The sequence below is a fragment of the Agromyces sp. P2_B3 genome, assembly GCF_056404815.1.
In genome coordinates this window covers 90,694-104,389 of the sequence record NZ_JBFUDH010000005.1, presented here as the reverse complement: position 1 = coordinate 104,389, position 13,696 = coordinate 90,694, and the positions used below count along the sequence as shown (strand labels likewise).

The window sequence follows — 13,696 nt, the reverse complement described above, 5'->3', positions numbered from 1 at the left end:
TCACGTGCGAGGGATTTCGTGCCGGTGACCCGCGCTGCTCAGTGCGTCGCGACGTGTTCGATCTCCTCATCGGGCGAGTAGATGTCGAGGATGTTCCAGTGGCCCGTGGTCGGCGTCGGCACATTCACCATGGACACGTCGATCACGACCGGACTGCCGAGTGCGATCGCGCGCTCGAGGGCCGGCTTGAACTCCGCAGCGGAGTCGACCTTGATGCCGGTGACCCCGTAGGCTTCCGCGATCGCGGCGAAGTTCGTGTACATGGGATCGTCCGCGTTGCCGAAGACCGTCCCGTAGGTGGTGTCGAACGCAGCCTTCTCGAGCCCCGCGATGGTGCCGAAGGCGTTGTTGTTCATCACGACCCAGACGACGGGAACGTTCTCCTCGCGAGCTGTGGCGAGCACCGCCGGGTTCTGTCCGAAGCCGCCGTCGCCCACGAGGGAGACGACGACGCGATCCGGGCGGGCGATCTTGGCCCCGACGGCGGCGGGCGCCCCGAAGCCCATGGTCGCGAAGCCGCCCGGCGTGAGGAACGTGCCCGGGGTGAGGATGTCGAACTGCTGACCGACGCCGTTCTTGTTCCAGCCCACGTCCGTGGTGATGATCGCATCGGCCGGCAGCACCTCCCGAGTCTCGGAGAGGATCCGTTCGGGTCGCATCGGCCACGCGTCGGAGGCCTGGGCAGCCGCATTCTGGAGCTTCACCGTCGCGCGGCTCACGGCGATCTGCGCGAGAAGCTCGTCGCGCCGCACGCCTCCGGGCGCAAGGCGGCGCGCGACTCGGACGAGCACGGCAAGCGCGGACTTGAGATCGGCCAGTGCGCCGATCTCGAGCGGGTAGTTGCGCCCGAGCTCGGCAGGATCGACGTCGATCTGCATGAGCTTCGTGGCGGGGATGTCGAAGGTGTACTCGGCGTACCACGAGCTCGAGTCGGCTTCGGCGAAGCGGGTCCCCAGTGCGAGGATCCAGTCGGCCGTTCGCGTCGTCTCGTTGGTGAACGCCGTTCCCCAGAATCCCGTCATGCCGAGGACGAGGGCGCTGTCGTCGGGCATGGCGCCCTTGCCCATGAGGCTGTGCGCGATGGGCAGCGACAGCAGCGAGGCGAATTCGGCGAGCTCGGATGCCGCGTCGGCAGCGACGATGCCGCCGCCGACGTACAGCACTGGCCGCTCGGCATCCAGCAGGTTCAACACGATCCGCTCGGCGACCGCTTCATCGAGGCTGGGCTTCACCAGCGAGCGGGTATTGCCGACCACCTTGTCGAACAGCGCGACGTCGATCTCCGCGGAGAACACGTCCATGGGCACGTCGACGAGGACGGGCCCGGGCCGGCCGCTCTCCGCGAGGGTGAAGGCCTTGTCGAGCACCTCGGCGATGAGGTGGGGCTGGTCGACGCGCCACGCACGCTTGACGAACGGCCGGTAGATCTCGTACTGGGCCGCGTCGGCGTGGAGGTTGATCTCCTGGTGCGGATGCTTCCCGAAGTAGTGCGTCGGCACGTCGCCCGCGATGACGACCATCGGGATCGAGTCGAGCGCGGCGTTGGCCACGCCGGTCGTGGCATTCGTCAGGCCGGGGCCGAGGTGCGTCAGGACGACTCCGGCCCGCTTGGTCACCCGTGCGTAGCCATCGGCGGCATGCGCGGCGATCTGCTCGTGACGCACGTTCACGAAGGAGATGCGTTCGCTCTTCTCGAGGGCTGCGAGCAGCGCGATGTTCGTGTGTCCGCACAGCCCGAAGACGTGCTCGACCTCGCGTGCCTCCAGGTAGCGAACGATCTGGTTTGACACCAGGTCCTTCATGACGTTCTCCTTCATTCGTCGCCTTCGTGCGGGACCGATCGGCGAGCCGGACCCGAGTAGGTGTATCCGATGGACTTCGGCATCGGACCCTTGATGCGGCCTCCCTGCGTCAGTTGCTCGACGGTGTGGGCGAGGATGCCCACCGAGCGCGCGAGGATGAAGACACCGCGCCCGAGCTCCGGGGTGAACCCGAGCTCGCAGTAGATGACGGCCGTCACTCCATCGACGTTCATGGGAATGGGCCTGGCCCTGCCCGCGTTGATCGCGTGCTCGACCGCGCGGCCGATCTCCGCGAAGCGGCCGCTCACCACCCCCTCCGCCGCCGCCGCGTCGACGAGCGCCAGCAGGCGAGGCGAGCGTGGATCGAGCGGATGGAATCGATGGCCGAATCCGGGGAAATAGCGGACGCCCGCATCACGATGCCGTTGCAGGACGAGCCGGACCGCCTCCTCGAGGTCGCCCGTGCGTTCGAGCTCGGCGTCGATCTCGAGGTACAACTCCATGCACTGCTGGCCCGGACCACCGTGGACGTCGTCGAGCACGTTGATCGCCGACGCCATCGCGCCGTTGACGGGCAGACCGCAGGTCGTCGCCATCCGGGCGATCGCGATCGAAGGCGCCTGCGGTCCATGGTCGACGGACGCCACGAGTGCCGTCTCGAAGAGGGCCGCTTGAGCGCGCGACGGCAGCTCACCGCGCAGCATGAGCCAGATGGTGTCGACGAATCCGACGTTGCCGATGAGCTCTTGGATGGGATAGCCGCGCAGCGCGATCTCCCCGGGGCTGATGTCGATGATGTCCGTTCGCCACCAGCGACGTGCTTCGTCGACGAGGGCTTCCGGCGACGTTCCGGACATCGGCTTGCGCTCCGCACCGTCGTTCGCCGGTCCGGTCACGGCGCCGCCGCCAGTGTCGCGTCCGCCGACTCGAGCGCGGCGTCGTAGAAGTCCCCGAACAGCTCCTCGTCGGATGGCCGGTCCTCGGCGATGGTGCGCGCGACCCACGTCGTGTTCAGGTAGTGACGGAGCGAGACGTTCTCGGAGGTGATGTTGCCGCCCCACGTGCCGCACCCCATCGACGAGGTCATCGGCATCCCGTTCGTGAAGGATCCCGCATTCGCCTTCGAGTTCGGCTGGCGGACCATGATGCGCGAGACCGGCATGTGCCGAGCGAAGTAGTCGATGTGCGCATCGTCGGTCGAGGCGATGCCGCACGAGTGGCCCTTGCCACCGATGTCGTAGAGCCGCTTCGCGACTTCGACGCCGTCCTCGAAGCTGCCCTCGTAGGCGTGGACCGCCATCAGGGTGGTCAGCTTCTCCTTGCAGAATTGGCGGTCGTCATCGATGCCATCCCCCTCGACCAGGATGAACCTGCGATCCGCGGGGATGTCGAATCCCGCCGCCCGTGCGAGCGCCTGCGGCGAGACGGCGACCGTGTCGGGCAGACGGTGCCCTTCCTCGTCCCACATCACCGACTGCAGCGCCGCTCGCTCCTCCGACGTCGCGAGGTATCCGCCTTCGGCCTGGAGTGCCTCGAGCATCTCGCGATACCGCCCCGCGGGCACCAGGACATTCCCGTCCGCGGAGCAGCCCGAGCCGAAGTCCGAGGTCTTCGACAGCATGCAGTTGCGTGCGGTCTCCAGCAGGTCGGCGGTCTCGTCGACGAACTCGGTCGCGTTGCCCGCCCCCACCCCGTAGGCGGGCGTTCCCGAGCTGTAGGCCGCCCGGACGAGGCCCTGACCGCCCGTGGCGATCACGAGGTCGGATCGCCGCATGATCTCCTGCGACGCCGCGAGGCTCGGGAGCGTGATGCACTGCAGGATGTCGGCCGGCGCGCCCTCCGCCTCCAGCGCCTCGCGCATGAGCCGAACGGTCTCGAAGGTCGTGTGCTTCGACCGCGGATGCGGGGAGAACACCACGACGTCGCGGGCCTTGATCGCGTAGATGGCGTTGCCGGCAGGGGTCAGGTCGGGGTTCGTCGTCGGGACGACGCATCCGATTATCCCGACCGGTTTCCCGTACTTGACGAGCCCCTTCTCGGCATCCTCCTCGATGATCCCGACCGAGGGACTCCGGAGCGCATCCCGAAGGACGCCGCGGATCTTCATCCGCTTGTTCATGCGGCTGTCGAAGTCGCCGAGTCCGGACTCCTCGATTCCCATCCCCACCAGCCGATGGAATGCGGAGCGGTTCGCGACCGCCCACGCGACGGCCTGGATCAGGCGGTCGACGCGAGCCTGGTCGTACGTCTCGATGATCGCGAGCGCGGCCTGCGCTCGGGCGAAGACGTCATCGAGCTCCTGCTCCTGCTCAGGGGAGAGGGACTTGGGTGTTGAAGCGGCCATGACAACTCCGTCCATGGGCATTTGTGCCGACTGCCGCATGGTAGGCACACGCCGTCGTCGGCGACAAAGCGTGTCCCATTGGGCAGAAACGGGCTCCGGCCACGCAGAGCCGCGGCTGCCGACGGCGGGAGTTGTACCACTCGATGGGTCATGCGGTTGCCCGCCCATGCCCTCGGGGTTAGCGTCCGAGCGCCAGCCGGATTCACCGACCCGCGGATTCACCGATCCCAACGTCGGAGGAGCCGGGCGGCACCCAGGGCGACGTCGGAAGGGCGAGAGCTCATCCGTCGCCGGATCAACGACGATCAAGGAGTCAACGGATGCGCAAACGACTGACCACGAGGTTGGGAGTCGCGGGAATCGGAGCACTGATGGTGTTCGCGGTCGCCGCGTCACCCGCGTATGGACTGGCGGGCTCCGCCGAACCGGCCCCGCCCGCAGGGCTGACGGGCCTCGAGCCGACCGGCGCCGACATGCCGACCGTCGGCGGCAACCTCGGCAATCAGCACTATTCGGGTCTGACGGAAATCACCAAGCAGAACCTGAAGGATCTCGCACCGGCCTGGCGGACGCACCTGTCGGCCGTCGCACCCGCGTCGACCAACGTCGGACAGCAGACGACGCCGATCGTCGTCGGCGGCGTCATCTACCTCGATACGCCGAGCGGCGGCGTCATCGCCGTCGACGGCGTGACGGGGGACGCCATCTGGAAGTGGGACAAGCCCGCCTACGGAACGTCGGGCACTCGGCGCGGCGTCTCGGCGGGCGACGGGAAGATCTTCACCCTGGCCGGCGGCAACCGCGTGGTCGCCCTCGACCAGGCGACAGGCGCTGAGGTGTGGGCGGTGCAGCCCACCGGGCCCAACGGCGAAGACCTCGGCCGCGTCGGCAAGGTCGCGACGGTCTACTCCGACGGAATCGTCTACGCCCACGCTGCGGACGGCGACCGCGGTGCGGTCGTCGCCCTGGACGCGAGCGACGGCCACTACCTCTGGCACTTCTTCGGGGGACCGAAGCGCGGCGAGCTCTTCACGGGCCTGGATGGCGCGACGTTCGACGCGTCGGCGACCTGGGGCCCCGTGCAGGCCGACGGCACGGACTGCGCGGAAGAGGGCGGTGCGACGTCGTGGATGCACGGCGCCGTCGACCCCGAACTCGGCTACTACATCATGACCTTCGGCAACGCGCGCAGCTGCACGTCGTCGCAGAACGCCACGGGGCGCCCCGGCGACAACCTGTTCTCGGACACGATGGTCGCCGTCGACGCACGGACCGGCACGTTCAAGTGGCACTACCAGTCCATCCACCACGATGTGTGGGACATGGACAACGTGCACCCGCCGACGCTGGCCGACATCACGGTCGACGGTGAGGAGCGAAAGGTCGCCTTCTACGGCAGCAAGTCAGGCCACCAGTTCGTCATCGACCGCACCAACGGCGGGCCTGTGCTGCCTGTGACCGAGAAGCCCGTGATCACGGATTCCCGCCAGCACAACGCGGCGACGCAGCCCATGCCGGAGACGCGGCTCCTGCCGGACTGCGTCGTGTGGGAGAAGCTCGACGCTGACAACGTGCCGGGAAACCCCTGGCGCGGTGTGCCGAACTACAACGGGTACCAGGCCGATGCCGAGGGGAACCTCGTGTTCAACCCCGGCAGCTACGTCTCGGTCGACGAGCCGTTCCTCGACTATCCTGCGGGTTCGTCGGGACACCGCGAGGGCTGCCTGTACGATCCGCAGTTCCAAGCGCCGATCCTGTCGACCACGAGTCAGAACGGCGGCGGCGACTGGTCGAACAACTCCTACAGCCAGAGCACGAACCTGGTCTACTTCCCGTACGGCACGAACCCGGTCGCGCACTATGACGGCGCCGCCTCCAACGGGCTGCGTGCGATCGGGCAGTACCAGACCGGCGGCATCCTGGCCTACGACGCGTCCACCGGCGAGGTCGCGTGGCGCAACCACCTCGGCACGGACATGTCGCACGGCCAAGGACCGCTGACGACGGCATCCGACCTGCTCTTCGTCGGACAGATCGATGGCGAGGTCCTGGCGATGGATGCCGCCGACGGCGACGTCCTCTGGAGCTTCCAGACGGGCTCCGGCATCGCATCGGCGCCGGTCACCTACGAGGTCGACGGCGAGCAGTACGTCGCCGTGTTCGCCGCCGGATCGACCAACCCGTACGGGGCGTCCGTCACGCAGGGCGACTCGCTCTGGGCCTTCAAGCTCGGCGGGACCTACACGACCGAGTCGGGAAGCCAGGAGGGACCCGACACGGCACCACTGTCGATCCGTCGGCCGGTGGGCGGTGCGGCCGTCGCCGGTGAGACGGTCGGCAACACGGTGCTCCTCGCACGGACCAGCAGCACTGCCGACACCGCAGCGGCGCGAGACAGCGTGTCGCAGAACGGGATGCAGCCCACCCACCTGCGCGTGCCCGTCGGCACGACAGTGACGTTCCGGAACCCCGGGGCGGAGACGTTCCCGAACTTCCCGAACCTGAAGCCGCATTGCGCGACGCAATTCTTCGAGGGTGAGTTCGACGTCGAGCTGCAGCCTGGAGAGACGTACCAGCACACGTTCGACCGTGCCGGCGAGTACTTCTTCAACGACTGCACCGATCCGCGGCCGACCGGCAAGATCGAGGTCTACCTCGAGCCGCAGGATCTGCAGGGAGCGCTGAAGTTCACGCCGGCCCGGCTCGATCTCGGTTCGGGAACCGGGCTCTTCACCGGTGTGAACGGAACGATCTCGGCCCACTTCGAGCTGCCATCGGGATACAGCTATGAAAGCGGTGCCGTCCTGGTCACTCCGCTCTCACCGGCTCCCATCCCGGCCGCGAAGGTGACGGCCAACAAGAACCGGATCATCGTCCAGTTCGACGCCGCGGACGTCGACAACAACGTGCCGACCGGCGAGGTGAACTTGACCCTGAGGGCCAACGTCCTCAACGCCCAAGGCGTGCAGGAACAACTCTCGTCGAGCGCGACGGTGAGCATCCGCAAGTAGCCGATTCCGACACGACACCGATCCGTCTCCGTCGTCATCGATGGAGGCGGATCGGTCTGTGCGGGCCGTGTCCCATTCGGCGAGACTCGACTTTGCACATGCCGGATGGCAGACCAGAGTCACAGGGGCACAGATGTGCGCGAGCACGCCGGACCCCGCATCAACAGAGAGGTTGACCATGCACCCCGACACCGTGGCGGTGACGCCATGACCGACAAGGAACCGGGGCCGGAGCCCGAGGAGGGCCAGCCCGCCGAGTCTGAGGACGCAACGCGGAAGGCGTCGGAGGCTGCCCTCGGCGACTCGATCTACCCCCATACCGACACCTTCTACGCGGGGCCCGAACTCAACAAGGGTGTCCCGGCCGACCCCGGCTTCATTCGGGTCCTCTCGGCCGTCGAGATCACGCTCGGCGTCACGCTCTTCACCTTGATCGTCTTCGGCGTCATGTATCAGGTGCTGGGACGGTACTTCCCGTCGATCAGCTGGGTCGGCGCCGGCGAGGTCGCCCTGATGTCGATGGTGGCCATGACCTTCATCACGACGGGCTATCTCGTCGGACGCAACGGGCACATCGTGCTCGAGATGTTCGACGACCTCCTTGCCGGATCCCGGCTCTTCGTCGCCTTGCGGGTCGTCTCGGCGGCCCTCATGGTCATCATCAGCCTGGCCCTCGCGTATGAGGCGTTCGTGAAGATCGAGACCGAGTGGGGCAGGCTCAGCGCGGCGATGCACATGCCGATGGGCGTGCTGTACCTCTTCGCCCTCGTCGGCTTCCTGTCGGCCGCGATCCACTCGGCCTTCAAGATCCCGTTCGCAAACCGTCCGGAGCGCAAGCTCGATATCGGCGAGATGGAAGGCTGACACTTGGATCTCTGGCTCTACATCCTGCTGTTCGTCATCCTGCTGCTGCTGAGAGTCCCCGTCGCGTTCGCGATGATCGGGTCGAGCATGCTGTATTTCTACAGCCACGGGCTCTCGGCGGGCTATGCGATCTCGTCGATCGTGAACGGCATCAACAGCTTCCCGCTGCTCGCGGTCCCCCTGTTCATCTTCGTCGGAACCATTGCCAATCATCTGGGCATCGCCACGCGGCTCTACGACCTGGCGCGGGCGCTCCTGCCGCGGCTCCCGGGCAACCTCGCATACGTGAACCTCGGTACTGCGATCGGCTTCTCGTGGATCAGCGGCTCCGCGCTCGCCGATGCCGCGTCGACGAGCAAGGTCCAGATCCCTCAGATGCTCAAGGCGGGGTACCCGTACGGGTTCTCGGCCGGCCTGACGGCATCGGGCTCGCTGATGAGCACCGTCATGCCGCCCAGCATTCCCGCCGTGCTCTTCGCGGCGACCGCGTCCATCTCCACCGGTGCCCTGTTCGCAGGCTCGATCATCCCGGCCATGCTCATGGCGGTCGGGCTGGCCGCCTATGTCTTCTTCTGGGTCCGGCGCCACCCCGACGTCGCGGTGAGCCGGCCCTTCGTCGGCTCGATGCTCGGCAAGGCGGCCGTGCGAGTGATCGGACCGGCGTTGCTCCCCGTGATCATCCTCGGCGGTATCTTCAGTGGGCTGTTCACGCCCACTGAGAGCGCGGGCATCGCGGCGGTGTACATGCTCATCCTCGGTGCGATCTACCGCACCCTGAACTGGCGCGTGTTCTGGAAGTCGGCCAAGGAGACGGTCGTCATCTCGGGCGGGATCCTGCTGATCCTCGGCGCGTCGAACCTCATGGGCCAAGTTCTGGCGCGCGAGCAGGTCTCGCGCTTGCTGGGGGAGTGGCTCACGGGATTCACCGACAATCCGGTCGTCTTCCTGCTGATGCTCAACGTGCTGCTGATCCTGCTCGGCATCCCGCTCGAGGCGCCGCCGGTGATCCTGGTGCTCGTGCCGATCCTCATGCCGATCATCGCGCAGTTCGGGATCGATCCAGTGCAGCTCGGCGTCATCATGATCCTCAACCTGATGATCGGTTCGTTGACACCACCGGTCGGCGCAGTGCTGTTCGTCGTCGGCTCGATCACTCGCAGGCCGATGGGAGAGCTCTTCCGCGGCATCCTTCCCTTCCTGATCCCGCTCGGGGCGGTACTGCTGCTCCTGACCCTGTTCCCGGTGATCGTCACGAGCCTGCCGACGTTGCTCGGCCTGATGTAGGAGTCATCCATGTCACGGATGCTTTTCGTGCTGAACGGATCGAACTTGAACATGCTCGGCCTGCGCCAGCCCGAGGTGTATGGCTCTTCGACGCTGGACGATGTTCGTGGCGACTGCGAACGGGTGGCGAGCGAGTTGGGATTCGACCTCTTCTTCGCCCAATCCAATGCCGAGCACGAGATCGTCGAGTGGTTGCACGAGGCATTTCGCCGGCAGGCGACCGTCGTGATCAACCCCGCGGGTTTCAGTTTCCAGTCCGTGCCGATCCTTGACGCCCTCCGAATGCTCACGACTCCGATTGTCGAGGTGCACATCACCAACATCCACGCCCGGGATGCCGTCTACCACCACTCCCTCGTGTCGCCGGTCGCACAGGTGGTCATCGCCGGCGCGGGCGTCTACGGATATGAGCTGGCGATTCGTGCGGCCGACCGGTTGGCGCCCGAGGACGCGTAGCGAGCGCCTGGCAGTCGTGCGACGGGTCAGCTGCGGGCGATCGAGTCGGCGGCTCGGATCCCGAACACGAGTGCCTTCGTCAGCGCTGTTCCGGTCATGTAGGAGGCGCCGTGGAAGCCTCCGACGACCTCACCCGCGGCGTACAGCCCCTCGATGCGGCTTCCGTTTACCCGCTTCACTGCCGCATCGGCCCTGACGCTCAGCCCTCCGTACGTCGAGGTCATCGCGGTCACGGCGGCGTAGGCGTAGAACGGCGGGGTTTCCAGGCGCACCAGCGTGCCCACCCCGTTCACGAGACCCGTCCGTCCGAACGGGTCATCGCGGCGCCCTGACACGATCTCGTTGTAGTGCGCAACGGTGCGCTCCAGCCGCTCCGGCGGGATCCCGAGCTCGCGCCCGAGCGCAGGGATCGTCGGTGCGCTCACGAGGTGTCCGAGCTCCTCGAGGCGCTCCATGTCCGACAGCGGGACGCCGGGCTTCGAACGGGCCCGTACGACGGCGTCGAAGACTTGGAAGGCAGTCCGGCCCGGCTGGCCCAGCACCGCCGACCCGAGGATCTTGTACGACTCGGACTCGTCCGCGAAGCGCTGACCGTGGATGTTGACGAGGATCGCGCCGAGGTAATTGGCGGTCAACAGCTCGTGCTCGTCGTCGCTCGTTTCCGCGTGCTGGCCGTAGGTGCCGGCGATGTGCCCGATGTCGGCGAGGCCGGCACCGAGCATCCATGCCATTCGAAGTCCGTCGCCGGTGTTGCCGACGCCTCCGTACGGCATGGCGGCAGCCTGATCCGGCACGAACAGGTCGAGCAGCTCGCGCGAGCGCGAGAACCCGCCGCTGGCGAGGACGACGCCTGAGGATGCGATGAGGTCTCCGCTCCCGGACGTGATGCCGATCACCCGGGATCCATCGGTCACGAGGTCACCGGCCGGGTGGCCGGTGAGGATGACGGCACCCGCCGCGACGGCCTCGTCCTCGAGGTGCGCGAGGAGGTCGCCGATGCGGACGAGGTGTGCGCGGGCGACGGTCATTCCGGCACTGACCTTGAGCTCATCGGTCCATGCCCCCGCACGATCGATCGCCGCGACCGCGTCGGCCTGCCGGTCGACGAGCGCGCGCAGCAGCGTCTCGTCGGCGAAGCCTCCGCCGGTCGCCGCCATGTCCGCCAGGAACAGGTCGTCGGAATCCTCGACCCCCGCTCGGCGCTGGAGGGTGGTGGCGGAGAACGCGAACCAGCCTCCGCTCAAGGCGGAGCTGCCTCCCAGCCGATCACGCTTCTCCACCAGGGCGACGGTCAGTCCGTTCTCGGCGAGGCGTTGCGTCGCGGCCAGGCCTGCGAGTCCTCCGCCGACGACGATCGCGTCGAACACCCGACCACGCCGCGTCGTCATCGCTGCCCGGTCACGACTGCTCCGGTGGTTCGACTTCCGCCCGGAACCGCGCGACGTCGACCGTCCCGGAGGTGCCGGCGGCGAGCGCCGCCGCTTCGACGAGTGCGAGCGTGCGGGAGGCGTCGTCGGCCGTGACGAGTGGCTCCGCCGTTCCACGTGCGACGTCGATGAAGTGGTCGAGCTGCGCCTCGAAGGAACCGCGCCGTTCGACGGGAAGGTAGGTGCGAGAGAGCGGCGAATGCCAGTCGTGGGAGACCGACGGACCATAGGTGTACTTCGCGAGGTTCGGCACCGACAGCGCCCCGCGCGTGCCGACGATCCGGTAGGCGACCTCGTCGGGGAGGAATGGGAACGCGAGCGTCTCTTCGGTGGCCTGGTCCCATCCCCACGGGGATACCCCGGCGTCGGAGGCGAGGAAGCTTCCGACCGCTCCCGACTCGAATCGGAGGTTCAGCGACACCGTGTCCTCGACCTCGAGGCCACGGGCGTGCGAACCGCGCATCGCCTGGATCTCGGCCACCTCGCCGCACAGGTGCCGCAAGAGGTCGAGGTCATGCACGACGTTGATGAGCATGACGCCTGCGCCCGGTTCGCGGTGCCATGGCGTGTCGGTGAAATACGCGTCGTCCTTGCGCGCGGACCAGAGCCCGCTGACGGCGACGATCTCTCCGAGCTCGCCGTCGCGGATGGCGGTGCGGGCACCTGCGACGGCCGGATGATGGCGGCGGTGGTGGCCGACCAGGAGTCGCCCGTTGAGCCTGGCAACCGTGTCGACGAGGCGACGCGAATCAGCGGAGTCCGTGGCGATCGGCTTCTCGAGCAGCACCGCGACGCCGGCCTCGAGGCATTCGACCGCTGTCTCGACGTGCAGGGAGTTGGGGTTGGCGATGATGACGGCATCGATCCCACCTGCGTCGAGCATCGTCACCACGTCCGCATATATCGGACCGTCGTGACGCACGTCCGCGGACAGGAACGGGTCGGCGATCGCAGCCAGGACGGCCCCGGGGGCCGCTCGAATGAACTCGATGTGCTGCCGCCCCATGAAACCTGCTCCGACCACTCCGATGCGAAGAGGGGGTGCTTCGGATGCGGTCATGGGGCCTCCCTGCAACGTCGCCGTTGCGCCGGTCGGAACCGAGCGTATGGCAGGATGAATCGACGCACACGAATCGTTCCATTCAGCGGCGACGTCTCCACTGGAACCCCGGGCCAGCATGTTCCACTCGACGGGACATCGCTTTGCGAACCGATCGAAGTCCGTAAGAGTCGGCACTGCCACCGAGCCGTAGCTTGACAGCGTGGTCGACGACGATCTCGCCCCGTGCGAAGCATGTCGACTGCATGTCGCGCTTCGGCCACCGATCTCACGTCGGCGCTTGCACGAAGACGTGCGAAGAAAAGAGGAGAGTCCCATGGGCACAGCCCGATCGACGCGCCGAGGCTTGATCGCCGCGTCGGTGCTCGCAGCAACCACCCTCGTCGTCACCGGCTGTGCCGGCGGCGGCGGCACTCCCGAAGAGTCCGGTGACGCGGGCGCTTCGGACAACAAGCCCGTGACCATCACTGTCGCGACGAGCCAGAACGAGCAGACCCCGAACTACTTCTGCGGAGTCGAGCTCCTCAAGGAGCGACTCGAGGAAGCCGATATCGGCTTCACCGTCGAGCTGTATCCGGCAAGTCAGCTCGGCCCCGACGCAGACCGCTTCCCGCTCGTGCAGGCCGGCGACATCGATATCGACCTGCAGGGTGCGTCCGCGCTCAGCGCCACGTACGAGCCGATCGGCGTCGTCGATGCCGCCTACGCGTTCAATGACGTGGACCACGCGTTCAAGTGGATCGACGAGGGCTCGGAAGACCTGTTCTCGGGGTTCCATGAGGCCACCGGCGTCAACATCGTCGACGGCTGGTTCTTCGGCAACCGCACCTTCACGACCAAGGACGTCGAGGTGCACGGCCCCGATGACCTGGAGGGCGTGCCGATCCGATTCCCGAACTCCCCGATCTTCCTCGCGAATGCCGAAGCGCTCGGAGTGACCAGCCCCGTGTCGGTAGCGGTCGAAGAGGTCTACACCGCCCTGCAGCAGGGGATCGCGGTAGGCCAGGAGAACCCGATCGTCGCGACGCACTCGTCCAGCTACGATGAGGTCCTCAACACCGCCATCTTGAACGACCACAACGTCGGCATCCACTGGATCCTCGTCAGCGACAAGACGTACGAGAAGATGAGCGAGGAGCAGACGGCTCTGCTCGAGGAGACCGTCCACGAGATCCGCCCCGAGAACCGGGAGTGCGTCGAAGAGGCGACCGAGGAGATCCTCGACGAGTACCGCGCGAACGACGCGTTCACGGTGATCGAGAAGGAGGACATCGACATGGATGCCTTCATCAGTCAGGCGGAGAAGTTCTTCGAGGGCTACTTCAGCGGAGAGAACCTCGAGGCCTACCAGGCGATCCGCGAAACCGCGGACTGACCTCCGCGAGGCAGGAACGGGGTGGGTGTGCAGACGCACCCACCCCGTTTTCCGAGTGTCCGACCGGCTCGAG

General features: G+C 67.1%; 10 protein-coding genes. 5 read left to right on the top strand and 5 right to left on the bottom strand.

The window, feature by feature from the left end; genetic code table 11:
- Window positions 1–38: 38 nt before the first annotated feature.
- Genes AC1DZA_RS10140 through AC1DZA_RS10130 form a run of 3 tightly spaced genes read right to left on the bottom strand, consistent with a single transcriptional unit; the run spans window position 39 to window position 4,146 of the window.
- A complete protein-coding gene (locus AC1DZA_RS10140; protein WP_476772654.1) occupies window positions 39–1,802 on the bottom strand; it encodes a thiamine pyrophosphate-binding protein in 1,764 nt (587 codons plus the stop codon).
- Window positions 1,803–1,813: 11 nt separating this feature from the next.
- Window positions 1,814–2,698 carry a citryl-CoA lyase gene (locus AC1DZA_RS10135; protein WP_476772653.1) on the bottom strand — a complete coding sequence of 295 codons (885 nt, stop codon included), beginning with the start codon at window positions 2,696–2,698 and terminating at the stop codon, window positions 1,814–1,816.
- A complete protein-coding gene (locus AC1DZA_RS10130; RefSeq protein WP_476772652.1) occupies window positions 2,695–4,146 on the bottom strand; it encodes an aldehyde dehydrogenase family protein in 1,452 nt (483 codons plus the stop codon). The genes AC1DZA_RS10135 and AC1DZA_RS10130 overlap by 4 nt, the downstream gene beginning before the upstream one ends.
- Window positions 4,147–4,466: 320 nt before the next feature.
- On the opposite strand from AC1DZA_RS10130, the gene AC1DZA_RS10125 reads away from it, so the two are divergent.
- The 4 genes from AC1DZA_RS10125 (at window position 4,467) to AC1DZA_RS10110 (ending at window position 9,761) form a co-directional block, all read left to right on the top strand.
- On the top strand, window positions 4,467–7,157 hold the full coding sequence (locus tag AC1DZA_RS10125) for an outer membrane protein assembly factor BamB family protein (RefSeq protein ID WP_476772651.1): 2,691 nt from the start codon (window positions 4,467–4,469) through the stop codon (window positions 7,155–7,157).
- A 135-nt stretch (window positions 7,158–7,292) separates the two neighbouring features.
- A complete protein-coding gene (locus AC1DZA_RS10120) occupies window positions 7,293–8,021 on the top strand; it encodes a TRAP transporter small permease (RefSeq protein WP_476761584.1) in 729 nt (242 codons plus the stop codon).
- 3 nt (window positions 8,022–8,024) lie between these two features.
- On the top strand, window positions 8,025–9,305 hold the full coding sequence (locus AC1DZA_RS10115; RefSeq protein ID WP_476761585.1) for a TRAP transporter large permease: 1,281 nt from the start codon (window positions 8,025–8,027) through the stop codon (window positions 9,303–9,305).
- A gap of 9 nt (window positions 9,306–9,314) precedes the next feature.
- Window positions 9,315–9,761, top strand: a complete 447-nt coding sequence (locus AC1DZA_RS10110) for a type II 3-dehydroquinate dehydratase (RefSeq protein ID WP_476761586.1) — start codon at window positions 9,315–9,317, stop codon at window positions 9,759–9,761.
- 26 nt (window positions 9,762–9,787) lie between these two features.
- Here AC1DZA_RS10110 and AC1DZA_RS10105 read toward each other — a convergent pair whose 3' ends face one another.
- Together AC1DZA_RS10105 and AC1DZA_RS10100 are read right to left on the bottom strand one after the other, a co-directional pair.
- Complete coding sequence (locus AC1DZA_RS10105; RefSeq protein ID WP_476772650.1) at window positions 9,788–11,149, bottom strand: FAD-dependent oxidoreductase; 1,362 nt, start codon at window positions 11,147–11,149, stop codon at window positions 9,788–9,790.
- Window positions 11,150–11,159: 10 nt separating this feature from the next.
- On the bottom strand, window positions 11,160–12,662 hold the full coding sequence (locus tag AC1DZA_RS10100; protein WP_476772649.1) for a Gfo/Idh/MocA family protein: 1,503 nt from the start codon (window positions 12,660–12,662) through the stop codon (window positions 11,160–11,162).
- A 43-nt stretch (window positions 12,663–12,705) separates the two neighbouring features.
- On the opposite strand from AC1DZA_RS10100, the gene dctP reads away from it, so the two are divergent.
- Window positions 12,706–13,623, top strand: a complete 918-nt coding sequence (dctP, locus tag AC1DZA_RS10095) for a TRAP transporter substrate-binding protein DctP (RefSeq protein ID WP_476772648.1) — start codon at window positions 12,706–12,708, stop codon at window positions 13,621–13,623.
- The last annotated feature ends 73 nt before the right edge of the window (window positions 13,624–13,696 follow it).